26 protein-coding genes are annotated in these 24,002 nt (G+C 36.6%); 17 read left to right on the top strand and 9 right to left on the bottom strand.

Going from position 1 to position 24,002, the window contains the following annotated elements:
• The coding region (locus ACO1O5_RS22825; protein ID WP_486274434.1) for an adenylyltransferase/cytidyltransferase family protein at positions 1-494 on the bottom strand (494 nt) is incomplete at its 3' end.
• A 51-nt stretch (positions 495-545) separates the two neighbouring features.
• On the opposite strand from ACO1O5_RS22825, the gene ACO1O5_RS22820 reads away from it, so the two are divergent.
• Positions 546-1,682, top strand: coding sequence for an AIR synthase related protein (locus tag ACO1O5_RS22820; protein WP_486274432.1), 1,137 nt, complete (start codon positions 546-548; stop codon positions 1,680-1,682).
• Between the two features lie 56 nt (positions 1,683-1,738).
• On the opposite strand, the gene ACO1O5_RS22815 is transcribed toward ACO1O5_RS22820, so the two are convergent.
• Positions 1,739-4,144, bottom strand: a complete 2,406-nt coding sequence (locus tag ACO1O5_RS22815; RefSeq protein WP_486274430.1) for an N-acetylmuramoyl-L-alanine amidase — start codon at positions 4,142-4,144, stop codon at positions 1,739-1,741.
• A gap of 2 nt (positions 4,145-4,146) precedes the next feature.
• On the bottom strand, positions 4,147-4,506 hold the full coding sequence (locus tag ACO1O5_RS22810) for a BlaI/MecI/CopY family transcriptional regulator (RefSeq protein ID WP_486274428.1): 360 nt from the start codon (positions 4,504-4,506) through the stop codon (positions 4,147-4,149).
• A 180-nt stretch (positions 4,507-4,686) separates the two neighbouring features.
• Between ACO1O5_RS22810 and ACO1O5_RS22805 the strand changes: the two genes are divergently transcribed.
• Positions 4,687-5,376, top strand: a complete 690-nt coding sequence (locus ACO1O5_RS22805) for a cell division ATP-binding protein FtsE (protein ID WP_486274426.1) — start codon at positions 4,687-4,689, stop codon at positions 5,374-5,376.
• Here the strand turns inward: ACO1O5_RS22805 and ACO1O5_RS22800 are convergent.
• The gene (locus ACO1O5_RS22800) at positions 5,357-6,481 is read right to left on the bottom strand and encodes a glycosyltransferase (protein ID WP_486274425.1); all 1,125 of its coding nucleotides are present in this window, start codon (positions 6,479-6,481) and stop codon (positions 5,357-5,359) included. The genes ACO1O5_RS22805 and ACO1O5_RS22800 overlap by 20 nt on opposite strands.
• Positions 6,482-6,585: 104 nt before the next feature.
• Between ACO1O5_RS22800 and ACO1O5_RS22795 the strand changes: the two genes are divergently transcribed.
• Complete coding sequence (locus ACO1O5_RS22795) at positions 6,586-7,695, top strand: glycosyltransferase (protein ID WP_486274423.1); 1,110 nt, start codon at positions 6,586-6,588, stop codon at positions 7,693-7,695.
• A gap of 78 nt (positions 7,696-7,773) precedes the next feature.
• Here the strand turns inward: ACO1O5_RS22795 and ACO1O5_RS22790 are convergent, their stop codons facing one another.
• Positions 7,774-9,090, bottom strand: coding sequence for a polysaccharide deacetylase family protein (locus tag ACO1O5_RS22790; protein ID WP_486274422.1), 1,317 nt, complete (start codon positions 9,088-9,090; stop codon positions 7,774-7,776).
• A gap of 265 nt (positions 9,091-9,355) precedes the next feature.
• Between ACO1O5_RS22790 and ACO1O5_RS22785 the strand changes: the two genes are divergently transcribed.
• The 9 genes from ACO1O5_RS22785 (at position 9,356) to ACO1O5_RS22745 (ending at position 17,829) form a co-directional block, all read left to right on the top strand.
• On the top strand, positions 9,356-10,267 hold the full coding sequence (locus tag ACO1O5_RS22785) for a hypothetical protein (RefSeq protein WP_486274420.1): 912 nt from the start codon (positions 9,356-9,358) through the stop codon (positions 10,265-10,267).
• A gap of 216 nt (positions 10,268-10,483) precedes the next feature.
• On the top strand, positions 10,484-11,404 hold the full coding sequence (locus ACO1O5_RS22780) for a serine hydrolase (RefSeq protein ID WP_486274418.1): 921 nt from the start codon (positions 10,484-10,486) through the stop codon (positions 11,402-11,404).
• Positions 11,405-11,479: 75 nt separating this feature from the next.
• Positions 11,480-12,013, top strand: coding sequence for a hypothetical protein (locus tag ACO1O5_RS22775; RefSeq protein WP_486274416.1), 534 nt, complete (start codon positions 11,480-11,482; stop codon positions 12,011-12,013).
• A gap of 114 nt (positions 12,014-12,127) precedes the next feature.
• The gene (rpsO, locus tag ACO1O5_RS22770) at positions 12,128-12,400 is read left to right on the top strand and encodes a 30S ribosomal protein S15 (protein ID WP_486274414.1); all 273 of its coding nucleotides are present in this window, start codon (positions 12,128-12,130) and stop codon (positions 12,398-12,400) included.
• 93 nt (positions 12,401-12,493) lie between these two features.
• Positions 12,494-14,638: a polyribonucleotide nucleotidyltransferase gene (gene pnp, locus ACO1O5_RS22765; RefSeq protein WP_486274412.1), complete on the top strand. Its 2,145-nt coding sequence runs from the start codon at positions 12,494-12,496 to the stop codon at positions 14,636-14,638.
• Between the two features lie 55 nt (positions 14,639-14,693).
• On the top strand, positions 14,694-15,509 hold the full coding sequence (gene prmA, locus ACO1O5_RS22760) for a 50S ribosomal protein L11 methyltransferase (RefSeq protein WP_486274410.1): 816 nt from the start codon (positions 14,694-14,696) through the stop codon (positions 15,507-15,509).
• A 66-nt stretch (positions 15,510-15,575) separates the two neighbouring features.
• Positions 15,576-16,229 carry a glycerol-3-phosphate 1-O-acyltransferase PlsY gene (gene plsY / locus ACO1O5_RS22755; protein ID WP_486274408.1) on the top strand — a complete coding sequence of 218 codons (654 nt, stop codon included), beginning with the start codon at positions 15,576-15,578 and terminating at the stop codon, positions 16,227-16,229.
• A 121-nt stretch (positions 16,230-16,350) separates the two neighbouring features.
• Positions 16,351-17,163 (top strand): M48 family metallopeptidase, encoded by an 813-nt coding sequence (locus tag ACO1O5_RS22750; protein WP_486274406.1) that lies wholly within the window; start codon positions 16,351-16,353, stop codon positions 17,161-17,163.
• A gap of 195 nt (positions 17,164-17,358) precedes the next feature.
• Positions 17,359-17,829: a hypothetical protein gene (locus ACO1O5_RS22745; protein WP_486274404.1), complete on the top strand. Its 471-nt coding sequence runs from the start codon at positions 17,359-17,361 to the stop codon at positions 17,827-17,829.
• A gap of 44 nt (positions 17,830-17,873) precedes the next feature.
• On the opposite strand, the gene ACO1O5_RS22740 is transcribed toward ACO1O5_RS22745, so the two are convergent.
• From ACO1O5_RS22740 to ACO1O5_RS22725, 4 genes are all read right to left on the bottom strand, one after another.
• On the bottom strand, positions 17,874-18,392 hold the full coding sequence (locus ACO1O5_RS22740; RefSeq protein ID WP_486274402.1) for a Pr6Pr family membrane protein: 519 nt from the start codon (positions 18,390-18,392) through the stop codon (positions 17,874-17,876).
• A gap of 283 nt (positions 18,393-18,675) precedes the next feature.
• Entirely contained in the window at positions 18,676-21,165 is a 2,490-nt protein-coding gene (locus ACO1O5_RS22735; RefSeq protein WP_486274400.1) for a TonB-dependent receptor, read from the bottom strand.
• A 74-nt stretch (positions 21,166-21,239) separates the two neighbouring features.
• Positions 21,240-21,587, bottom strand: a complete 348-nt coding sequence (locus tag ACO1O5_RS22730; protein ID WP_486274398.1) for a hypothetical protein — start codon at positions 21,585-21,587, stop codon at positions 21,240-21,242.
• A 182-nt stretch (positions 21,588-21,769) separates the two neighbouring features.
• Positions 21,770-22,624, bottom strand: a complete 855-nt coding sequence (locus ACO1O5_RS22725) for a formate/nitrite transporter family protein (RefSeq protein ID WP_486274396.1) — start codon at positions 22,622-22,624, stop codon at positions 21,770-21,772.
• A 122-nt stretch (positions 22,625-22,746) separates the two neighbouring features.
• Between ACO1O5_RS22725 and ACO1O5_RS22720 the strand changes: the two genes are divergently transcribed.
• The 5 genes from ACO1O5_RS22720 to ACO1O5_RS22700 form a co-directional block, all read left to right on the top strand.
• Positions 22,747-22,932 (top strand): TetR/AcrR family transcriptional regulator, encoded by a 186-nt coding sequence (locus ACO1O5_RS22720; protein ID WP_486274394.1) that lies wholly within the window; start codon positions 22,747-22,749, stop codon positions 22,930-22,932.
• A gap of 5 nt (positions 22,933-22,937) precedes the next feature.
• Complete coding sequence (locus tag ACO1O5_RS22715; RefSeq protein WP_486274392.1) at positions 22,938-23,063, top strand: hypothetical protein; 126 nt, start codon at positions 22,938-22,940, stop codon at positions 23,061-23,063.
• Positions 23,021-23,416, top strand: a complete 396-nt coding sequence (locus ACO1O5_RS22710) for a bifunctional nuclease domain-containing protein (protein ID WP_486274435.1) — start codon at positions 23,021-23,023, stop codon at positions 23,414-23,416. The genes ACO1O5_RS22715 and ACO1O5_RS22710 overlap by 43 nt, the downstream gene beginning before the upstream one ends.
• Positions 23,409-23,591 carry a hypothetical protein gene (locus tag ACO1O5_RS22705; RefSeq protein ID WP_486274390.1) on the top strand — a complete coding sequence of 61 codons (183 nt, stop codon included), beginning with the start codon at positions 23,409-23,411 and terminating at the stop codon, positions 23,589-23,591. The genes ACO1O5_RS22710 and ACO1O5_RS22705 overlap by 8 nt, the downstream gene beginning before the upstream one ends.
• A gap of 122 nt (positions 23,592-23,713) precedes the next feature.
• On the top strand, positions 23,714-24,002 hold a 289-nt coding region (locus tag ACO1O5_RS22700; protein ID WP_486274389.1), incomplete at its 3' end, for a TetR/AcrR family transcriptional regulator.

Raw genomic sequence — 24,002 nt, 5'->3', positions numbered from 1 at the left:
GTAGCCTGGTAAGATTCCAGCAATTTGTAATCACCCTGCCGGTTTTTTCCAAAGCGGTGATCATAACCGATAATCAAAGAATGTGGATGAAATCTTGCTACCAAAAAATCACTTATATATTCCTCAGCAGTTTGTTCAGAAAATTCCAAGGTGAACGGAACAATTACAAGATGGTCAATATTTTGCTTTTCGAGCAATTCAATCTTTTCGGGTAGTGTAGTCAGTAATTTTATGCCTCCTCCGTTTGATTTATGAACGATCATACGGGGATGTGGATCGAAAGTAATTATAACGGTTTCGCCTCCAACCTGCGACGCTTCCTTTTTAAGCTGGTTAATTATCTGCAGATGCCCCGTATGAACTCCATCAAAAGTTCCGATGGTGACAACGGCATTTTTAAAAAAGGGTAAGTTAGTTATATCACGATGTACCTGCATAAAGATGTGCGCAAGATAAATGATAATTGAATTTGAAAATGGAATATCAATCTTCAATCTTAATTTTGCCTTTTTACATGTTAACTGGTTAATTAATTAATTTACTTAATGTCTCTATATTCCAAACGTGGGGTTTCTGCCCAAAAAGAAGAAGTTCATGCTGCTGTAAAAAATCTCGACCAGGGAATTTTTTCTAAAGCTTTTTGCAAAATTTATCCTGACTTTCTGGGCGGTGAGAGCAAGTATATAAATGTAATGCATGCGGATGGCGCAGGAACAAAAAGTATCCTTGCTTATTTGTATTGGAAAGAAACCGGCGATGTATCTGTTTGGAAAGGCATTGCGCAGGATGCCGTCGTGATGAACCTTGATGATCTTTTGTGCGTAGGCATTTATGATAACCTCATTTTTAATTCAACTATTGATAGAAATAAAAATCTTATTCCTGGTGAAGTGTTGGAACAAGTTATTAATGGTACGCAGGAATTTTTTGATTTGATGAGAACCTATGGTATTAATATTCATTATCTCGGTGGCGAAACAGCAGATGTTGGTGATGTGGTAAGAACAGTTGCAGTGAACGGGACCCTGACGGCGAGATGGCCAAAATCGAAAATCATATCTAATGAAAAAATAGAGCCCGGAAATGTGGTTGTTGGACTGGCGTCGTTTGGCCAGGCAACATACGAAAGTGCCTACAACAGTGGAATAGGAAGTAACGGGTTAACTTCTGCAAGGCACGATATTCTTAATAAATATTATGCAGAAAATTATAAAGAGAGTTATGATAATTCGTTAAGTGACGATGTAGTTTACATTGGCAAAAACAGGATAGCGGATATTAAGGCGATTCTTTCGCCCACGAGAACTTATGCGCCTCTCATGAAAAAATTACTCGAAAATAATTTCGATAAAATTTATGGATTAATACATTGCAGCGGTGGCGGACAAACGAAATGCCTGAAATATATTCCTGATAACGTTAGCGTAATAAAGGATAATTTATTTGAGCCGCCTGTAATTTTTAAGGAGATCCAGGAAGCAAGCGGAGCCGACGATCGGGAAATGTACCAGGTATTTAATATGGGTTGCAGAATGGAAATTTATACCGATGAAGATTTTACTGCGTCAATAATTAAAGAGGCAACAACATTTAATATCGATGCTCAAATTATAGGAAGGGTGGAAGCGAGTGATAAAAAGGAATTGGTTATCAAAAATGAAAGAGGCGAGTTGGTTTATTAGGTGCCTGGCCACCGGAGTGGCCTGACACCTGCGGATTAAACTTTCAAAATTGTTTGCTATTTTTTCTCTGGATTTGTAAGCGTTACTGGTTGCAATCTATACGCTGCAACTGTTTTTCCGTTTTGAGTCGCCGGAATCCATTTTGGTCCGGTACGAACCGCATTCATGGCAATTTCCGCCAAACGGGTATCTTTCATCGTTGTGGCTTCCACATTACTAATGGTGCCATCAGTATTTACTATAAATTTCAATAAGCATGTCCCGTAGTCTTTTTCAGACAGTGAATCTATAGAAGCCTGAATGGCTGCCGACATATATTTTACCCACGCATCCTTGCCTCCGGGAAATGCTGCTTCATTTTCAACTTTGGTAAAAACTTTGTCGGGCATAGTGTCGGTTGTATAATTGTTATTTGGGTGTCCATTGAATTCAATGTTACTATTCATCTTACCACTTTTGTCATTTTGATTCGTAAGGCGTATCGAATTTTCGTCTGTGTTGGTATTTGTATTCAATGAAACAGGTGTCTTCAAACCTCCAGGTTTTAATGTTATTAATATAACTCCGTTCTTAGCTTTTTGTCCATATACAGCTATAGCTCTTTCGCCTTTTAATACGCTTATTGATTGAATCAGGGTAGGGTCCATAGTAGATTTTTTCACTTCATCTTTGGAAATTTCCTTTCCATCAATAAAGTAAATAGGGTCGGGCTTTACCGTTTTTTCGATCGTTGAGCTTGTATTCGTATTAGATTTTATGTGGATGATAACAACTCCATTCTTTCCCTTTTCTCCATATTGTTTTATTGCGGTTTCGCCTTTCAAAACATTTATGCTTTCAATATTCTTTCTATTGATGGCCAAAACTTCGTCCCTGTCTGTAATTTTTCCATCAACAACATATAAAATATCTGTTCCGTTTTGAAGCGTTAATGCTTGCGCTAAAGAGGCGGCAGGAACTGTGTCAATTGGCTTGTTAACTGAACTAATATTGGCAGATGAATTCTGTCCAGCATATTTTCCTATTGCATCTAAAATATTCCTGGCAATTTTTTCCTGGTTATTATTATTTGAAAAAAATGCCTCATCCTGAGGATAGGTTAAATAGCCGCATTCAATAAGCGCGGCCGGGCAGATATTGTGATCAAGAACCCAAACCCCATTTTTACGAAGACCAACAAAATCGTCTGTTGTATAAGATTTCTTTAATTCCTGTATTAATGCGGATGCCAATAACTTATTTTTATCAGAATTATTTTTATCGATCTGGACAGAAATGCCATTTTCATTTAAATTGCTCTCATCTGCAGCGTTTACGTGAATTGAAATAAATAAATCCGAATGGTTGGTTTTTGCAAATTCAACTCTTTCTTTCAATGGAATTAATTTATCATTATCTCTTGAGAGTAAAATTTTAATATGTTTATTTGAATTTAATTCTTCAATCTTTTTGGCAATAGAAAGATTAATATCTTTTTCTTTTAAGCCATCTGCGGCAACAGCACCGTTATCTTCCCCGCCGTGCCCGGCATCTATCACCACCGTAATTGTTTTACCCGTGTAAAAACCTGGATAGATAATAGTTTTCATCTTTAATGTAAAGGCGAAAAACACAATTGCGGCCAAAGGCAAAACTAATAGCCTGCTAACGTAACTAACGTTAGGATTTTTGTTTTTTGTGAACATGGTGAGTCTTCTTTTTAAGGGTGAATGAAAAAAATTATTGGTTAATGAAAATTGCTGGCCGGGATAAACAGTTTGTAGAATCATTTCTGCAAAAGCATTGATATCACTATCTTCCAGCGCTTCTTTATCGGCAATAAATTCATGTATCATACTCAATTCTTTTCTTATCAACCAAAAGAAAGGATTCATCCAGAAAAAAATGAGAAGGATGTTCATAAATACTTTATCATAAGAATGTTTTTCTTTTACATGTGCTATTTCATGATTGAAAATTTGCTGGCCTTGTATTGAATAAATATCAATAGCATTGTTCCAGAAAATTGAATTAAAAAATGAAAAAGGAGTTCCTTTTGCATCCGTAGAAATAAAGCTGATTCCCTTCATTTTAGTTCCCGGATATTTTTTCTTTAGCCTGAGTATTTTGTATAGTGCAAGAAAAAAAATAGATAGAAATACAATGGTAATCAGACTATATATAATGAATATAACGGTTGTAGAGCTAAGCTGTAAACCATTTTGGCGACTGTATTCTATAACTATTTCGTCGCTGCTGTTAATGGTTTGTAACATTCTGATAACGGCTCCGTTATCTTCAGTGGAATTTTGAAAAATATTTATTTTCATTACGGGCACTAGTAAAGAAAGCACGACAGCAGCAAGTAAATAAAATCGATTCCACTTGTGAAATATTTTATTGCGGAGGGCTAAATAGTAGTAGCCACACAATATGCCGGAGCATATAATTACTTTTAGTAAATACCAGGCTAAGGTTATCATACTTACTTACTTTTTTTTAATTGTTTTAAAAGCAATTCAAGTTCTTCTATACTGAGGTTGTTTTCTTTTACCATTGAAGAAACGGCATTTGAAAAGGAGCCGTCAAAATATTTTTTTACTAACGACCTCATGCTCCCTTTGGAATACACCTCTTTATTTACAAGCGGGTAATATTGGTGATTTCTGCCAATGATATTTACACCGGCAAAATTTTTTTCTACCAATATTTTAAGTATTGTCGAAACGGTATTCTGATGAGGTTTAGGATTGGGCAATTCATTTATAATTTCCCTCAAAAACGCTTTGTCCATCTTCCAGATTACCTGCATTATCTGTTCTTCTGCCTTAGTCAATGTCTTCATAATTCTTTTATTTTTTTCTTTCAAAAGACAAATATAAACTAAAGTTTTAGTTTAACAACTAAATTTTTAGTTGTAATTAAATCTTTTTTAACAGTTGTGTATTATTTCTTTTAAAGAAAATATAATTATACAATTAACTTTGCCGCATTAATGCGGATTAATTTTTAATAAGATTACCATATGGCCGAAGCAATTGTAGAATTACGTAATGCCAATATTTACCAGGGAAATTCGCTCATTCTGCAGGATGTAAATATAACTGTAAATCGCGGCGAATTTGTTTACCTGGTGGGTAAAACCGGCACAGGCAAGTCAAGCCTGCTAAAAACAATGTATGGTGATCTTACATTGAGGGAAGGGGAGGGTACAGTTGTTGGTTATAACCTGGCCGACCTTGACTGGAAGAAAGTGCCCTATTTACGTCGCAACCTGGGGGTAGTATTCCAGGAATTTCAGTTGCTTACTGACAGGAACATAAATAATAACCTGAAATTCGTTTTGAAAGCTACTGGTTGGAAAGACGAAAAACTGATGGACGAAAAAATTTCGGACGTGCTTGATAAGGTTGGCTTGAAAACGAAAGGATTCAAAATGCCTTTTGAATTAAGCGGTGGCGAGCAACAAAGGGTGGATATTGCCCGTGCGTTGTTGAATTCTCCCAAGCTTATTCTTGCTGATGAGCCGACCGGAAATCTTGATCCTGAAACGTCTGACGAAATTATGCAGCTTCTTTTTAATATCAGCCGCGACTATGGAACTTCTATAATAATGGCTACACACGATTATCCCGTTATCAATAAATTTCCTGCGAGAACAATAAAAACAGAACGAGGTAAAGTTTGGGACAATGCTACCATATCCATTGGATAAGTTGTAACGCATTCGCGTGATTATCATAGACACTTTCTAAAACTTTCTTCCTGTTGTCAATCTCCTGCTGACAGAATGATTCTTGAAATAATTCAGTAATCTTTTTTCCAAAGTCGGAGGCTGAATCCGCAACCTCACAAATTGATTCCAGGTTATTTTCTTCGATAGCGGCTGTATTCGTAACGACATACCTGCCATTAAAAAGAGCATTTAATAATTTTATTTTTATGCCCGTTTTATTGAGAGAAGGCAGTACATGGACGTGAGCTTTTTTTATAAGATCAGTCATTTCCTTTTCAGAAACATTCGCTGCAATACAAAAGTTGTCGTTGTTATGCACGACTGACTGCAAACCTGCAGATGGATTTTTACCGGCAATAACCAGTGGAATGTCCAGGGAATCAAAAACATTTTTCATGAGCCACATAGCAGCTTTTTCATTTTCCGGCACAGATAAATTCCCCTGGTAAAGACAAAAATTGCCTGAACCAATTTCAGAAGATACCTGGGAGTAGGGCAAGAACACCGGGAGATATTGAATTTTTTTTGCTGCAAATTTTTGTTGATAGGTCACCACGTCTTTTTTGCTAACAGCAATAAACATGCACTTACCGGCTATTTTATTTTCGTACTTTTTTAACAGATGACTTTCCAGCAAGAAATACTGTTTTTTGAGTATATTTTTGGTTGCCTTTGCAAGTTCTTCGTAATACTCATGTTCCACATTATGCAACCTTACGATCACTTTCCTGGTTTTTAATTCTTCCGTGTATAAAAAATAGGTACAATGAATTCCTTCCAGCAAAACGGGGTGCTCATCTTTTAAAAGATTATTTAATAACAGTCGGTTTGCCCGCGAACTAACAATATAGGGCAGACGAAAAGAAAAACTTTTAAAAACACTTTTCCTTTTATAATAACTAACGGATTCACAATATTTATTAAGTTCCTCCTGTTTACCACGACCGTATTCGAAGCAATGAACGTGAATTTTGATACCCAGGCTGTGCAGAGCCTTGATTTTATAAAACAGGTCGAAAACGCCACCGTAATCCGCAGGGTACGGAACATCCAGGCAAACTATATGAAGTTGTTTATCTGTCAACGGAGAAATGTTATAAATAAATTTATTTAATATTTTAATAAGAATAAGTACACAAAACTGCTTATAATTGTTCAACATTTATGAATTAAAAATTGCCAATTTCCTTGAACAAAAAAATAATCGTTTCAGTCATTAGTGATATTGTTACCGACCAGCGGGTGCAGAAGGAGTGTAATACGTTTCGAAAAATGGGATATGATGTTTTATTAATTGGCAGAAAAAGCAGCAATAACTTTCTTTTAAATGAGCTCAATTATAAAGTAATTCGTTTTCCAAATCTTTTCAGGCGTGGGCCTTTGATGTATCTTGTTTTTAACGTCCAACTGTTTTTTTATTTGCTATTTAAAAAAGCAGATGTTTTGTGGGCGAACGATCTAGATACATTGCTTCCTAATTATATTATTTCGCGGTCAAAAAGAATAAAGCTCGTTTATGACTGTCGTGAATATTTTACCCTAAGTGTTTATAAAAAGATGTCGAGGAAAATATGGGAACTTCTTGAAAGGTTTTTGTTCCCACGTTTAAAAAATGTAATTACGGTAAACAATTCTATAAAGCAGGTTTATGAGGGTAAATATAAAGTTCTTATAACCGTTATACGGAACGTTCCCTACAGAGTTGAAAAAGGCGAAGCGGATGAAGAAGTGATAATCCCTCCGGGAAAAAAAATATTAATAATACAGGGTAACGGTATTAATGAAAATCGTGGGGCGGAAGATGCAGTGCTAACCATGCAGTTTTTGCCCGATATATTTAATTTATATTTTATTGGAAAAGGAACAATTTTACACAAGCTTAAACAAATGGTGCTTGATTTAAAGCTTTCTGATAAGGTTACTTTCATAGATGTGCTGCCATACAATGAAATGATGAGATACACGCGGCAATGTTTTTTGGGACTCATCTTTGAAAAGATTCATTTTACTGATCACCATATGTTTGCCTTGCCCAATAAATTATTTGATTATATGCATGCGGGCATACCTGTATTATCATCAAAGGCTGTCGAGATAAAATTAATAATTGAAAAATACCAAACCGGAGATTTTATTGACAGTTTTGACCCAGAGGCGATTGCCGAAAAGATTATGGACATTTCAAAAAATAACGAATTATATAATTTCTGGAAGCAAAATACCGTAATGGCTGCTGAAGAGCTTAACTGGCAAAATGAAGAAAAAATATTAATCAATTTTATGCAAAATTTGAAATGAGAATTAAATTAATTGACACCGGGAATTTGATTGCGAGTTGAACGATTAAAAAAAAAGTATAACATTCGATTAATGAAATTAGCTATTTAAAATTTTCGTAATAAATCGGATCATTTGATCATGAACTTTTTTCCAGTCAGCAAATTCATTTGTTTCGCTAACCGTATGATTATGCCATATGCTAATAAAAGTTCCGTTTACATTCTTCACTGCTTCAACCAAATTATAAATTTCCTGCAACGCGTTTAAATGTGTTGAAGCATTCGAATCCATGAAAGAGCCCTCCATCAATGTTATTGGAAATATTTTTAAGGTGGTTTGATTTTCATTTTTTAAATCATAAAAATAAAAAGGCTTGCATGTTCCGGCCCTGAAACCCGGCAAGTCAGAAAAGCCCATAGAATAATCTTCTGTAATCCCCGCGTCAATTAACGAGTTGTAGGTTTCTGGCAAAATAAATCTTAAATAGTGCTGCCTGCTTTTATTGATTTTTTTACCGGATAATATTTCAAGCCTCTCTTTTTCAATTAATATTTTTCCGGGGTGTGAAGTCGTTAAATAGGAAGGATGAATGCCAATTTCACTGAATGCTGAAATCGTATCGATAAGTTTTTTTATTAACGGATTTTTATAGTTCAAATTCCTGTCGTATTTGGAGCGGTCGCCTAGCAAAAAGAAGAAAATTGAATTTAAGTTGTTACGTACAATCGTTTCCTTGAGATAGTCATACACATACCAGGGATCTTCTTGTTGGTTAGTAAGTGTTCGTATACGGTTATAGATATTTCTAAAGTTGAGATGAACGAGGTCCCTGATTGTGCCACCTGCTATTGTTTTAAGATTTCTACCCTTAAATTTAAAAGCCACATCTATGTCGTATGTTACAATAGCTTTAAAATGGCCAGGTACTAATTTAATACCACTGAATTTTTTTTGTAAAATATTTTTGAATAGATCGATCCATTTGTCAACGACGGGAATTAGTAGAAAATTATTTCTATAGGCCAGTGATTCGGTCGCAGTAAATAAGCCATGTGCGTCGGGAGTAAAGGGCAAATATTCTTCATAGCGGCTTACCATAAAAAATACTGCCGAGAAAATATCGAAACCCATATCACAGGATGTATCATTGGGAAATAAAACTTTTGTTTCATATTTTTCCTCCACAACCGGATCAGTCTTCTTTATAAAATTTTCAAACAAAAGCGGGGAGGCTTTGATGAAAAGTTCATCATAATGACGAAAGAAGGAATAATTGAGTTTTTCCTGGTTGTAACGATTAAAAATTTCAATGTCTGTGGTTACCTCAAAAGCTAGCCCCAATTCATTTTTAAATATCAATTCAAAAATATATTTACTTCTTTGTGTTACTGAGGGTAGATATATTAATAGCATAATTTTGAATTACAATATTACGGCCGCTCCTCCTGATTTTGCAGTGTGTTTTATCGAATTAAATAGTCGGCCGGAGTTTGTAAATATATTGAATCAAAGAACGGAATAAATTGTATGATATCAATAATTAAAATTTTCAAACGAGGCAAAAAATTGTGGGTAATCAGCGCAAAAATCTATATTTTTTTAGCTCTCCAAATTCCTGAATTTTTTAATCTGCTAAATCTTTAGAACTTCGCTCAACCCTTTCATCAAAAATAAAAATTTGAAAATTACATATCTGCAGCAGGCAAATATTGATAAGCAAAAATGGGATCGTTGTATTGAGTCTGCTTCCAATGGATTGGTGTATGCCTGGTCATTTTATCTTGATGCAATGAGCAAAAATTGGGATGCTCTCGTTATGAATGACTATGAAGCTGTAATGCCATTAACATGGAATAAAAAATATGGGATTTATTACTTGTACCAGCCATTTTATGCAGCACAGTTGGGGATTTTTGGAAATGACTTGTCTTCTGAAATCGTGCAATCTTTCTTAGAAAGTATACCTTCAAAATTTAAGTATTGGGATTTTAATCTTAATGAAAGAAATGTATTTGCCACCGGGGGTTTTAAAATGTTTGACCGAAGTAATTATATCCTTCCGCTTGAAAAAAGCTACGCGAAATTGTCAGCTCATTATTCAATTAGTCACCAGCGAAATATCAGGAAGGCCAAGGAGGCGGGAAACTTTCTTAAAAAAAACATCCCGGTTTCCGATGTAATCTACCTTGCTAAAGAACAGGCAAAAAATTTTTCTCCTATTAAGAGTCAGGATTATGCAAATCTTGCAAAATTGTATGAGATTCTACTACGGAAAAATATGGCTATCACTTATGGAATCTATTCGCCTCAACAAGATCTTTTATCGTCATCGGGATGGTTTTTTTCTCATGGAAGAGCTTATTATATTTTAGTGGGAAATAACCCAAAAGGAAGAAATTCAGGTGCGTCTCATTTAATGATCGATCTATTTATACAAGATTACGCCGAAAGAAAATTACTGCTTGATTTTGAAGGTAGTGATCTTAAGGGTATTGCCACCTTTTATCGAGGTTTCGGGGCAACTGAAGAAAAATATCCTGGCATAAAATTGAATAATTTATCACCCATAGCAAAATTATTTAAGAAATAAAAAATTATACCGCTATCACATTTGTGTTAATATCAATTTTTTATTAATGGCTTGTCCATAAGCGCTTGTTGGAAAAACTCAGTAGGGAAATGGCGGGATGATCCCTTTATTACCCGAAGAAAGTTTGATAATGTTTAAGGGAATGAATTTGTTTACGGTTTTACATAAACTTTATATTTGTCTATACATTAAAAGAAAGATTCTCAAATATCAAACATGAAAATTCTTTTTATCATTTTAGTAGCCGGCCACTTAATACTGCCTGAACCATCTTTTTCTCAATATCGCACCGATAAAAAGCTTGAAAATAAACTTCGTGCTTTGATAGATTCATTCCATGGGACCGCGGGTATTTATGTGCGTAATTTGAAAACAGGAAAAGAAGCAGTCATAAACGCGGATACTATATTCCCAACGGCAAGCATCGTTAAGCTACCTATACTAATTGGCATATTTAATAAAATTCAGGAAGGCGCCCTTACCTATCATCAACCCATGCTTTACCGTGATTCAATGGCTCACGGTGGCTCGGGACTAATGCAGTATTTTAAAGATAGTTCTAAGACAGACTTAAGCAATGTGATTACTCTCATGATTACGCACAGCGACAATACTGCTGCAATCTGGTGTGAAAAATTAGCAGGAGGAGGAATTACCATTAACCAATGGCTGGCCGGTCACGCATTTCAATTTACACGGGTAAATTCGCGTACGCCTGGCCGTAAGATTAACTATGATGAATACGGCTGGGGCCAAACAACCCCAAGAGAAATGGCCGATTTACTTGTGATGATACGAGACGGGAAAGCCGTAAGCCCCGCAGCAAGTGAACGCATGTACAGAATTCTAACCCATGTTTACTGGGATGATTATGCACTTTCCCAAATACCGCCTTATGTTCAGGTTGCCTCAAAGCAGGGAATGGTGGATGCTTCCCGGTCGGAAGCAGTACTTGTGAATGCTCCGCATGGGGATTATGTCTTTTACGTAGCAACCAAAAATAATAAAGATCAAAGATGGGTACCCGATAATGAAGCCTGGCAATTTGCACGCAACGTTTCTGCACTGTTGTGGAATTATTTTGAATCAAGATCAAATTGGAAACCTGCGGAAGGGATTGAAAAATTTTGGCATTAAATAGTTATTTCATTATTGAAATTAGAATTCTTTTACAAAATATATTACTCCACTATTAACGATAAATAATCTGATATGGAATCAAGTTCAACCGGATTTGATGAGGAAGATCACACCAGGCCAACATTACTTACTGTGCTTTGTGTACTAACTTTTATTGGCAGTTCATGGCTAATAGTCACCAACATTTGGGCTTATGGAACCGCTTCAAAATCGGCTGAAATGATTTCCGCGGCCACCAAAATGGAAGTAAATGATTCTGCTTTTCAAAAGGATTCTACTCAAGCAAAAGTTATCCGGAAAAAGCGCTCTTTATTTGGAGAAAAGATGATGTTGTCAGTTGCAAAGATTATGACGGCAGATAATATTAGAAAAAATGCTGCCGGAACAATTCTTTCTGCCTTAATTACACTATTTGGCGCTTTGTTTATGTGGTGGCTAAAAAGAAGAGGCTTCTATATTTATATTGCCGGTACAATGTTAGGGATAGGTATACCACTATATTTTTATGGAGTCAATATGACGTCGATTGGAATTTCCTTTTTCCCTGGTTTTTTTGGCCTGGTTTTCATAGCGCTGTATGCATTGAATATCAAAAGTCTGCGATAATTAGGCCCGAAGATTAGCCGCTTTATTTTTTCATCACGCGTTTGCAAAAACGCTGCTTGAAATTGAAATTTAATTATTACCTTTGCTGCCATTTATAAATTTATTTAGTACAAAATGTCTTATTTAACATCTGAAAAAAAGTCAAAAACATTCGCTGAATTTGGAGGAGAAGCCACTAATACAGGCTCTATAGAGGCGCAGGTTGCTTTGTTAACCGAAAAAATTAATCATATCTCCGATCATCTTAAATCAAATAAGAAAGATTTCAGTACCCAACGCGGATTAATGCAAATGGTTGGGAAAAGAAAGAGTCTCTTAACTTATCTTAGTAAACATGACCTCACGGGTTATCGTGCTTTGATTGAAAAGTTAGGACTTCGTAAATAATAAATACATCGTAATGATATTGTAAGCTTTTCCCAACTGAATTCACGGTTGGGATTACTTTTTTACAACAACCCAATAATAAGAAAAAATTATATGATTCCAAATCCCATTTCAGTTACATTTGATATAGGTGAAGGCCGCATGGTAACTATCGAAACAGGAAAACTCGCCCGCCAGGCAGATGGTGCTGTAACAGTGCGTTTAGGCGACTGCGTTATCCTCGCAACAGTTGTTGCTAACAAAGAGCCTAAGGAAGGACAGTCCTTCTTTCCTCTAACAGTTGATTACCAGGAAAAGTTTGCCTCAGCAGGCCGCATTCCCGGATCTTTTTTTAAGAGAGAAGCAAGACTTAATGATTACGAAATATTGACATCCAGGCTCATAGACCGGGCCTTACGTCCTTTATTTCCTGAGGATTATTTATGTGACGTTCAAGTACTTGTATCGCTTGTTTCAAGCGATCCTGAAGTTATGCCGGATGCAATGGCTTGTCTGGCAGCTTCTGCTGCTTTGGCTGTTTCTGATATTCCCATCCAGGAAATTATTTCAGAAGTTCGCATTGCAAAGGTGAACGGAGAAATGATTGTTAATCCCAGCCGCACGCAACTTGCAGAAGCGGAAATGGATTTTATTATTGCAGCTACAGACAGAAATATAATGATGGTAGAAGGCGAAGGTAAAGAGTGCCAGGAAGAAGACTTAGTTAAAGCAATTGAACTTGCTCACGAGGCCATTAAAATACAGGTAAAAGCTCAGGAGGAATTACGGGATAAAGTTGGGGTAAAGGGCAAACGCGAATATACCAAACCATATCGCAATGAAGAACTAAATAAAAAAATTACAGAATTTGCTAAAGAAAAAATGCTGGCCATAGCTTCAAAAGCATCAGCAAAAAATGAAAGACAGGAGGCATTTGACAGTCTCCTTAATGAGACTACAGAATTTCTTGGTGAAGAAATTCCGGATGAAGATAAATCACTAATAAAATTCTATTTTGGTGAGCTTCAATATCACGTTGTTCGCGATATGATCCTGTCAACAAGCAAGCGCCTGGATGGGCGTGGTCTCGATGAAATCAGGCCAATTACTATGGAAACAAATTATCTTCCTTCACCTCATGGCTCTGCTTTATTTACAAGAGGTGAAACACAATCTTTAACTACAGTAACACTGGGCACGCCTCTCGACGAATTGTTAGTTGAAAGTGCAGCGAGCAGTGATTATTCTAAATTTATATTGCATTATAATTTTCCTCCTTTCTCAACAGGCGAAGTGAAAATGATGAGAGGAGTAGGGAGGAGAGAAGTAGGGCATGGTAACCTTGCACAACGCTCCCTGAAACAAATCCTGCCTGGAAGCGAATATCCTTATACCGTTAGGGTAGTAAGCGATATTCTTGAAAGTAACGGTTCCTCGTCAATGGCAACAGTATGCGCAGGTTCTCTTGCATTGATGGACGCAGGAGTTCCCTTTAAAAAACATGTTAGCGGGGTGGCAATGGGACTGATTTCTAAAGAAGGAAAATTTGCGATACTTACAGACATTCTGGGAGATGAGGATCATTTGGGAGACATGGATTTTAAAGTTACCGGTACCAAAGAAGGAATTTGTGGAGTGCAAATGGATATCAAGGTTGATGGACTTAGCATGGATATTATGCGCAAAGCACTTGACCAGGCAAAGAGAGGCAGATTGTTCATATTGGATGCAATGTATCAATGTATACCTGAACATCGGGCAGATGTGAAGCCACACGCACCACGAATGGAAAAGTTAATCATTGATTCTGAATTTATTGGCGCAGTTATAGGGCCCGGCGGAAAAATAATCCAGGAAATTCAAAAGACAACCGGAGCAACAATTAATATAACAGAAGTAGGTAAGACCGGCGAAGTAAGTATATTTTCTGCTAACAAAGAAAGTCTGGACCAGGCTGTAGCATGGGTTAAGAGCATTGTTGCCGTTCCTGAAATAGGCGATGTGTATGAAGGAACTGTAAAAGGTATTAAAGAATTTGGAGCCTTTATTGAGTTCCTACCCGGCAAGCAAGGGTTGTTGCACATCTCAGAAATAATGTGGAAACGTTTGGAGACGATGGATAATGTTTTTAACGAAGGTGACAAGGTGAAAGTGAAACTTATTGGTGTTGATCCAAAAACCGGCAAATTTAAGTTGAGTCGTAAAGCTTTGATTCCAAAACCAGAATCAAATCCTGCGCCACGTCCCACAGGAAAATAATTAGTCATTTTATAAATTTAAGACATGAGCTTGTAGAATTCTGCAGGCTTTTTTTATGAGAAATTTTATAAAAATAGAAATTGAGACTGACTCAAGCGAGGAGAGAGATATATTAATGGCTGAATTATCGGAAGTCAATTTTTACGCGTTTGAACAAGATGAGAATAGGCTAATTTCTTATATACGAGAAGATGAATTTAATGAAATCACTTTCAAAGAATTATTATCGCAAAACGCAACCTATAAACAATCTGTAATTGAGGAAAGAAACTGGAATGCGGATTGGGAAAGTCAATTTCAACCGATAACAATAAATAATTTTGCCGGAGTAAGGGCATCTTTTCATAAACCTTTAGAGGGTGTTGATCATGAAATAATTATTACCCCGAAAATGAGCTTTGGAACTGGCCACCACGCTACTACCTTTTTAATGATTGAATTAATGCAGTCCATTGACTTCCGAAATAAGAAGGTACTCGATTTCGGCACGGGCACAGGTATTCTTGCAATTCTCGCTGAAAAATTAGGTGCAGCTTCAGTATTGGCGATCGATCATGATGAGTGGAGCATTAATAATGCCACAGAAAATATTGAGGCCAATAATTGTAAACGTATTATAACTGAACAGAAAAATAATATTCTTGGTGGTTCCGGCGTTGATATTATTCTTGCTAATATTAATTTGAATGTACTGGAGGAAAACGCAAAACAATTGTCACTGTCATTGGGCAAAGACTCTATTTTACTGGTAAGTGGTATTCTGGTAAATAATGAGAATAACCTGGTTTTTGTTTTTGAGAAAAATGGATTTTTAAAAAAGCAATTAGCTCAACGGGAAGAATGGATTGCTGTGTTGTTTGGCAAGCAATAAATTTTGAGAAAATTATAAGAATAAGACATTTTTTTAATGCTATATTTGTTTACTCTACAATAAATTATGAAAGAACTACTCCTGATCATAACTGCGTATCTTATTGGATCCATACCCACGGCTTTATTAATAAGCAAACATTTTTTTGGGGTAGACATAAGAGAATATGGTAGCGGCAATATGGGCGCCACAAATACTTTCAGAGTTCTGGGCTCAAAGTTTGGAACCATTGTTATGATTGGAGATATGCTTAAAGGAATCTTAGCGGTGGCACTCTATAACTTGTTGCCTTACTATCTAACTAACGAACTGGACCGCACGAATTTAATGATAGGCTTAGGTCTTGCTGCTGTGGCAGGGCACATATATCCCATTTGGGCACAGTTTAGAGGCGGTAAAGGTGTTGCTACTTTATTTGGAATGCTTTTGGCAATTCAACCCGTAGTAGCGGCAAGTTGTGTGGGGGTATTTTTGTTAGTGCTGTTTTTAACGAGGTACGTTTCCCTTAGTTCAATTCTTGCAGGAGTTGCGTTACCCATTTGCGTTTTATGGATTTATAATGAAAAGGAAGTTTTTTATAGAGTTTTCGCCGTAGCCGTGGCGGCTTTGGTTGTTTTAACTCATCAAAAAAATATTAGCAGGCTTCTAAAAGGAAACGAAAATCGCGTTCCTATTTTAAAATATCGCGACCGGAAAAAATTACGCAGAAAGGAACTCTGATCTTTACAATCACTACATATTTTTAATTCCATATTTTAATTTGCAGCTGAATTTGCGTTGCATTTGTCGTTTACAAAATATTTGGTACATCAATTGTTTGGTTAGAGAAAAAATTATTATGATGAAAAATTTATTTCTGCTGTTTGTAGTTGGTTCAATTTTTATTGTATCATGTACAACTAACGCAATCACTGGGCGAAGCCAGTTATCTCTTGTGCCTGAATCAGTCCTTCAACTTGAAGCTACCAAGCAATATGATTCAGTTCTTGCAAAAAATACTGTAGAAAGTAATACAAAAAATAAAGATGCTGAAATGGTAAAAAGGGTGGGAAAACGCATAGCAGCAGCAATTACAAAGTATTATGCTGACAAAGGACTATCAAATGAACTCGCGGGTTACAAATGGGAATTTAACCTCATTGACAGTAAAGAAGTAAATGCATGGTGTATGCCGGGAGGAAAAGTCGCTGTATATACTGGGCTTTTACCAGTTACCCAGAATGAAAATGCTCTGGCAATTGTGTTGGGTCATGAAATAACCCACGCAGTAGCTCACCATGGACAGGAAAGAATGAGCCAGGCCTTGATCGCCCAAAATATAGGGTTGGCTGGTGATATCTTTACATCCGGCAATGGTACAGCTAATAATATTTTTAAAAGTATTTACGCTCCCGGAGCCCAGGTTGGTGTGTTATTGCCAAATTCAAGAAAACAGGAGTACGAGGCAGACCACTATGGGCTAATATTTGCAGCCATGGCAGGTTACGATCCCAGGGAAGCAATTCCTTTCTGGACCCGCATGTCTAATCTAAATAAGGGTTCAAAAACACCTGAAATATTAAGTGACCATCCTTTAGATTCAAAGAGGATCGCGAAATTAAAAGGTTATATGGATGAAGCTCTAAAATATTACAAACCGGCAAATTCAAAATAATACGCCAAAAATTCATGGTGGTGTATCGTTCCTTTTGTTTAAGGATAGGTAGTTTGTTGGTTATAAGCAATATTTTCCGTAGTTTTGCAGCGTCTTTTCTGCATCTTGGTTTATATCCATCAATTCCAACCCAATGATTTACAGGGGTGCAGTTATTTAGGGCATATTTTTTAACCTTAAAATTTTTCTTCGCTTATGTCTCAAACATTGTTTGAAAAATTACAATTAGAGGACGAAAAAAATCTGTTAATTCAAGGTCTTCCTTCTACAATTGAGAAACAATTTTCAAAGCTTTCATTTTCGAAAAATGTTACTCCACTTTTAAAAACGCGAAAAATTGATTTTGCTCTTGTATTTGCCTTAAATTCAAGCCAGTTGTACAAAATTCTTTCGGAAGTTTGTCCTGCATTACATGCGGCAGGTAAATTGTGGATTGCATATCCAAAGGCAGCCTCAAAAATTACGAGCGATCTTAATCGTGATTGTTCATGGCATTATTTAACAGACCAGGGCTTTGAAACAGGAGATATCGTTGAAATGGATTATGTATGGAGTGCCCAGCTTTTCACCCATGGAGAAGCCTGCGAATGTTTGGAAACTTCTTCGGGAATTCAGAAGTTCAAAACTTCGTCAAGAAGAAAAATAGCAGAAGTAGAAAATTACTAATGTAAGCGATTTATTTTTCGCAACTTGTCCAAAAGAGTAGCAGGTTAATTTTTTTTAAACCTGTCTGCAATTAAAAATAAAATTGATACTGCCAGGAATGCCAAAAGCATTCCTGAGCTGTTTATAAACGTTTGTGAATACCCGATTTCATCAACATTAATAAATGGGTAAGGATAAAATGAGGAAGGTATTCCCCGCAATAGAATAAATACAAGATAGATAAGTGGATATAACAGCCACGCTAAAACGCTTATCCAATGCAATTTTCCTTTCGGTACAATTAATAACCAAAACGCAATAAATAATAATGGGATCACGGTGTGGAGCAATTCATCAACAATCCATTGAAGGCCTTCTGGTTTCCAAAGGAAACGTAAAATAATATTGTATACGAGCCCGACGACGGTTATGTATACTGCAACGGCTGTTAGCGTATTTTGTCGGGAAAAAAAGCTTTTTATTTTTGAATTGTGGTTGACTATTAAAGTTGTGCAACAAATTGCTACTATAAGATTGGTAAGAATAGTAAAAAAGCTAAAATACCTAATTATTGTTTCAGGCATTGAAGTAACCCTGTTAAGTAGAATAAGATAGAATTGACCGATTAGAGCAAACCATGCCGATAAGCAAATTATAGTCAAAAACAATTTCGCCCCTTTTTTATATTGCATCGTACTTTCCTTTTAGAAAATAAAATATTTGCCCGCTAAAATAGCATAAGGTTCTTTAAAACAGAATGTAAGTATTATTGTTTCGGCCGAGAACAGTTATTTCCACAATAAATTATTGAAAAGCTGAAGCCCTCAATTGCAGAGCTTCACCTTTTTAAATTATATAAATCATGGTTTATTTTCTGCTAAAATCAAGCGGTACGTTTATTTTAAAACTAATGTTTCTTCCCATGTTGTAAATGCCATGATATGGACGGGGATCGTCAGGGTATGGCTCAAAATATTTAAGCCTGTTTAAATGTGACTGATAAGCGACATTAAATAAATTATCTCCTAACACACTAAAAGTAAAAAGCGTTTGTCCTTTACGGCTAGCTATATCGGCTCCAAACCCCGCATCAAAAAGTTGGTAACCGGAGGTAGGCGTTTCAGTGCCAAATGCAAGGTAAGCCCGGTTTTGCGCCGCATAGCACTCAAACTGCACTTTTATAAAGGCATTTACAATTGACGGCGATACTTTCTTGATATTAGCCCGTAACTCAGAATAAGTATGCAAGGGAGGGATGAAGGGAAGGTATTTGGCGCTATCTGAAAGTTTCCCTTGTCCGTTAACACCACCATTATTCCCGTATACGATGGATAAAGAATTTTCAAAATGCAGCCAATCCAATGGGTGTGGATGAATGTCTACTGATAATTCGCCTCCATACAAATGAGCTCTGGCAGCCTGGAACTGGAAGGTGTCGATGATGGTATTTTGAAGATTGCTACTCGACACTTTTTCATCGTAGATATAATTATTTATTTCATTATCAAAAATACTCGCATCAATTGTTATATGCTGCGAATTATAATTTATCCCGATATCTTCCTGCCAGTTAAACTCAGGTTTAAAATTCAGGTTACCTTTTTGAAAACTATTGGTTCCGGGATGAACGCCGTTAGCAGAAATCTCCGAAATATTGGGAGATCTGTAACCTCTTCCAAGATTGGCCTTTCCGCTTAAATGATCAGAGAATTTATAGGATATTCCAAGACTGCCACTGGCTCCGGAAAAAGTATGCGTATACGCATAAAAAGGATTATCGGCTCCTACGGTATCAACACCGTAAACAGGAGTGTCAAAACCATTGACAGGGTCTGGTTTCGTATAAAGTGATGCATTGTTAAATTGTCTTACATCGTATCTTACTCCGCCGGCAATTTCAAGCTGTTTTATTGTCTTTTTTACAAAGATAAAAGGACCGATATCAAACTGCTTGTATGATGGAATTATAAATTCTGTTCCTTTTGTCACGTTATTATTTTGATACATGCCGTTGACTCCTGCTGTAACATTCCATCTATTAATTTCGGGGAAATAATATTTTGCATCATAAGCATATGTATTCAAAACAAGATCTAGTCCGGGCAATGCAAGTTGCGGATGACTGAATTCCTGACGGATACTTTTTTGGTAGGATAAATTAAGTCCGAGCGATCCTTTACCAAGCATAAAGTTATTCGCACTATAAATTCTGTAATGTTGTACGTGCTGATGCAATACCGTTATGTTATACGATCTTAATTCAGCATTAGAAACGATTGGCCTGAAGGTGTCCGCTTCTGTAACCTGTTTGGTGAATTTTCTCGTTGCTGAATCCCGGCTGCCATCGGGAATTTCCTGCAAATCGTTAAAGATTGAAATTCCTAAATGTGAATATCCCCATGAACGGTTAATTCCTGCAGAACCACTAAAATCAAGTTCCCTGAACCCTGTGTTATAAACTCTTCCGTCAATTTTATTTTGATAATTTGTTGCCATTTTATAGGAAGCTCTTCCCATCCAGGTAATCGAATTTTTATTACCGGCAGCCATAACAGAACCTGCCATCAGGCCATTGTTTGATTGGTATTCATTTGAAATACTGCCAATTGTTTTTCCATCAGGTGGAGGTGACGCTGGCAATAAATTTACTACACCCGCAACTGCATCCGATCCATAGATGAGACTTGCAGGGCCTTTTACGACTTCAACTTTATTCACTGTATTTTGATCAACTTCAATTCCGTGTTCGTCGCCCCATTGTTGCCCTTCTTGCCTTACACCATCATACAATGTAAGAATTCTATTAAACCCTAAACCTCTTATAAATGGTTTGGAAATGTTCGGCCCTGTTGTAACGGCGTTAATGCCCGGAACATGCGCAATTGCGTCTATAATATTCGTGCTAAGATTTTGCTGGAGATACTGTTTATTTATTGAAATTATCGGAATTGGGTTTCTTTTAATAGTAGTTGCCCTGGAACTGCCTGTTACGACAATCTCATTTTCTTCTGTTATAGAAATTTCCATCACAAAATCTGTCGTGGTATTTTCATTCAGTGTAATTGTTTTTATGTTATCCTTGTAACCAACAAAGCCTGCCTGCACCAGGTATGTTCCTATGGGAATGCTATGCAAAACATAATTTCCGTTCGCATCGGCTGTAGTTCCGGCTTTAAGGTCGGGAATATAAATTGTTGCGCCTTGTAAAGGCAATCCAGTCTTGACAGCAGTTACCCGCCCTGATAAAGTGACTTTTGTAATAAGATTTTTCGTAAACCGCGATTGCGCAGCTGCCGGGTTGAAAAAAATGGAAAGTAATGCAAAGGATAATACCGATGGCATATAAATATTTTTCATTGACTATTTTATAAAATTTAAGATGCGCCCATTAAACCATGTAAATGGATTTTGAGCTAATGTTTTGTATGCAACTAAATTTTACAAGGAGGACCGCGAAGGTTATTATGAAAAAGTGAAAGAGATATTAACGCAGGAATATCTAATGAGAAAAACGAATTCACAGAGTGAAAATTAACAACAAGCACGTTGATGAATGTTACAAAATGTGACTCAGCAACCAGGTCATCACATCTGCAGTTGTAACCCGCTTTGGAGAATTGTGTCGTCTTGCCAGTAGAGGTTTTGCACGTGCTGTCTTTGTGATTTGCAAACCAATCGTGCAGCGTTTTCCTGGGAGTTATACCCAACGTAAACACAAAGAGCAGCAAGGAAGCGCTAATGTATTTTAAGCCAAACGAGCTGTTGAAAAATCTAATCATTTATTTTCAAACAAGAATGCAGATTATGTCAAAATGAATTGCCAGGTTGTTGGAAATTATTGTAACGACGTTGCGAATATATTCCATAATTTATGACGAGGGGAGTCATTCCGGAAAAAATATCTTAATATAACATTTTACAATAAACTGAAATAGCAAAAACGTTAGATGATAGGCTCGCCCTAGGAAACGATTGTTGCCTCATTTTCAAGATTGATTTCTTTTTCTTTCCCACTATTTATCGTATGACTGAATTTCAAGATACCTACAAAAAAGACGCCGCCAATTGCGTTACCTAAAGTTACCGGGCCAAGAAATTGAAGATATTGACCGAAAGAAACCTGCCCGGTAAATAAAGCCGACGCTATCTCAATGTTCCCCACAATACAATGCGGCAATCCGGCAAAACCGATAGCCGCAGTAACCATCCAGATGATGAAAATTTGACTCATAGTTTCTCTCGCCGCGGCGACAAGCCATGCAAGTAAACCCATTAACCAACCAGCTAAAGCAGCGCTTAATAATGTTACAACCCATGAATTATGGATAAAGCCATTCGCGATTTGGGCAAATGCTTCCCTATGTAAAAAATGAAGTGACCCCGCAAAATATGATAGTATTAAGGCAAATATTAAACCGCCAAAAATATTACCCACATATACAATCAACCATAACCGTAATAATTTTTTGATAGACGCAAATCCCTGCAAAACCGGAAGAATCGCAAGTGTTGTGTGTTCTGTAAATAATTCCGATCTGCCTAAAACGACAAAAATAAATCCTATCGGATACATGTTTGCCGTTAAAAATCTTACAATTGCCTCGGGCACCACACCATTAAACGTCGATAACATAATTGTCATTAACAATACGGAAAAACCTATGTCCAGGCCTGCCGAAATGCCGGATAATAGCAAACCTTTTGTAGAACGTTCTAACTGAGTAAGTGCAGCTTCTTCTGTATGTTGAAGTATTAGTTGTTGGCTTTTCTGGGGCTTTTGCTCGGCCGGATTTTTATTTTTATTTTTTGTTTGCATTATGCAATAGAACTTCCAAATAGCATACCGTTATTTTGTAGGCGAAATCTGATGAATAGAATGATATTTACAACGTACTTTCCTGTTTGCCTTTTTGACTATTGTATTAATAGCTCTTGTATATGAAGCCTACGAAACAAAATATATTAGATAAAGCGTTGATTCTTTTTAATGAAAAAGGTTTTGTAAATGTGCGCTTGCAAAATATTTCTGACAGTGCCTTTGTAAATGTTGGCCACCTGGCTCATCACTTTAGGAATAAAAAGGACATCGTATCCAGGAAGCCCAGGCAATTGCAGTTGCACTAGAACAAATGCATCTTGTAAGGCCACTTACTCGTGATCTTTTTTTAAATACCATTGCAAAGTTGAATGTGAGCCTTGATTCAATAAAAATCTGTGGAATCAATATGGTACCTATATTTCAGTTATTGTCGTAAAAGACGATAACAATAAATTAATTGAAATTGACAGCCGCACCTCGGATTCGATTGCACTAGCCATCAGACAAAAGTGCAGCATCTTAGTCAATGGAAAGTTGTTGGAAGAATCGTGCGTTTCACAATCAGCAGGACGAAGAATCTTTTCCGACAAGAGAGGACAACTTGAGCAATATAGTCTGGAAGAGCTTATGGAATACTGGCAAATTTGCTTGCCAAAGAAGATCAAGAAAGCGCCAGTATTTTGCGTGATATCATTTCAAAAAAAGAACAGGCATAAGCTGTTGACCAGCCCGGTATCTTTTCTTAACTTTAGAAAAATTTTTCAAATGAAGCAATTGCTGGATGATTGAAAAACCAGCAGAAGAAGAGAACCTGGTATTTCTTAAAAATGATTGGTGGCTTACAGATACGGCAGTAATTGAATCTGCCAATTATAATAAAGAAGGACGGGAAGTGTATCTTACTTTTGCGAATTACAGAAAGCTCCTCCAAGCTCATCATGCGCAAAATTATAAGATATTATAGCGAAAGGAAAGCAAAATCTGCAGCGCACTATATGCGGAGCAGTGCGGCAAAAGATCAGCGGCGGAACATTAGAAGTAAGATTGAAAGATTTAAACCTTTGTTTAAACTAACAATGAAAAACAATGCCATTAACTGACACCAAACAAAAGATTTTAGGTTCCTCAATACTATTATTTAATGAGTATGGAATAAGCAACGTAAGGCTTCAACAGATTGCCGATGAAACAGGAATCAGTGTCGGTAATCTTGCCTATCATTTTAATAACAAAGAAGCCATTACTGAAACTCTAATCGCCAGTATAGTTTCCGGCCTCGAAGATTTATTAAGAGATTATGGAAAATTCAGTTTGCTCAATGATCTCGATATTTTCTTCAAAGAGTATTACAGGTTTAGTACCCGATACAGATTTT

This window comes from Ginsengibacter sp., from assembly GCF_057362405.1.
This window is presented reverse-complemented; position numbering and strand designations above follow the sequence as displayed.

Bases quoted from the DNA above. Each gene is read 5' to 3' on its own strand.
- ACO1O5_RS22820 (WP_486274432.1), top strand. From the start codon at position 546: ATGTCTCTATATTCCAAACGTGGGGTTTCTGCCCAAAAAGAAGAAGTT.
- ACO1O5_RS22815 (WP_486274430.1), bottom strand. From the start codon at position 4,144: ATGATAACCTTAGCCTGGTATTTACTAAAAGTAATTATATGCTCCGGC.
- ACO1O5_RS22810 (WP_486274428.1), bottom strand. From the start codon at position 4,506: ATGAAGACATTGACTAAGGCAGAAGAACAGATAATGCAGGTAATCTGG.
- ACO1O5_RS22805 (WP_486274426.1), top strand. From the start codon at position 4,687: ATGGCCGAAGCAATTGTAGAATTACGTAATGCCAATATTTACCAGGGA.
- ACO1O5_RS22790 (WP_486274422.1), bottom strand. From the start codon at position 9,090: ATGCTATTAATATATCTACCCTCAGTAACACAAAGAAGTAAATATATT.
- ACO1O5_RS22780 (WP_486274418.1), top strand. From the start codon at position 10,484: ATGAAAATTCTTTTTATCATTTTAGTAGCCGGCCACTTAATACTGCCT.
- ACO1O5_RS22775 (WP_486274416.1), top strand. From the start codon at position 11,480: ATGGAATCAAGTTCAACCGGATTTGATGAGGAAGATCACACCAGGCCA.
- rpsO (WP_486274414.1), top strand. From the start codon at position 12,128: ATGTCTTATTTAACATCTGAAAAAAAGTCAAAAACATTCGCTGAATTT.
- pnp (WP_486274412.1), top strand. From the start codon at position 12,494: ATGATTCCAAATCCCATTTCAGTTACATTTGATATAGGTGAAGGCCGC.
- prmA (WP_486274410.1), top strand. From the start codon at position 14,694: ATGAGAAATTTTATAAAAATAGAAATTGAGACTGACTCAAGCGAGGAG.
- plsY (WP_486274408.1), top strand. From the start codon at position 15,576: ATGAAAGAACTACTCCTGATCATAACTGCGTATCTTATTGGATCCATA.
- ACO1O5_RS22750 (WP_486274406.1), top strand. From the start codon at position 16,351: ATGAAAAATTTATTTCTGCTGTTTGTAGTTGGTTCAATTTTTATTGTA.
- ACO1O5_RS22745 (WP_486274404.1), top strand. From the start codon at position 17,359: ATGTCTCAAACATTGTTTGAAAAATTACAATTAGAGGACGAAAAAAAT.
- ACO1O5_RS22740 (WP_486274402.1), bottom strand. From the start codon at position 18,392: ATGCCTGAAACAATAATTAGGTATTTTAGCTTTTTTACTATTCTTACC.
- ACO1O5_RS22735 (WP_486274400.1), bottom strand. From the start codon at position 21,165: ATGAAAAATATTTATATGCCATCGGTATTATCCTTTGCATTACTTTCC.
- ACO1O5_RS22730 (WP_486274398.1), bottom strand. From the start codon at position 21,587: ATGATTAGATTTTTCAACAGCTCGTTTGGCTTAAAATACATTAGCGCT.
- ACO1O5_RS22725 (WP_486274396.1), bottom strand. From the start codon at position 22,624: ATGCAAACAAAAAATAAAAATAAAAATCCGGCCGAGCAAAAGCCCCAG.
- ACO1O5_RS22720 (WP_486274394.1), top strand. From the start codon at position 22,747: ATGAAGCCTACGAAACAAAATATATTAGATAAAGCGTTGATTCTTTTT.
- ACO1O5_RS22715 (WP_486274392.1), top strand. From the start codon at position 22,938: ATGCATCTTGTAAGGCCACTTACTCGTGATCTTTTTTTAAATACCATT.
- ACO1O5_RS22705 (WP_486274390.1), top strand. From the start codon at position 23,409: ATGATTGAAAAACCAGCAGAAGAAGAGAACCTGGTATTTCTTAAAAAT.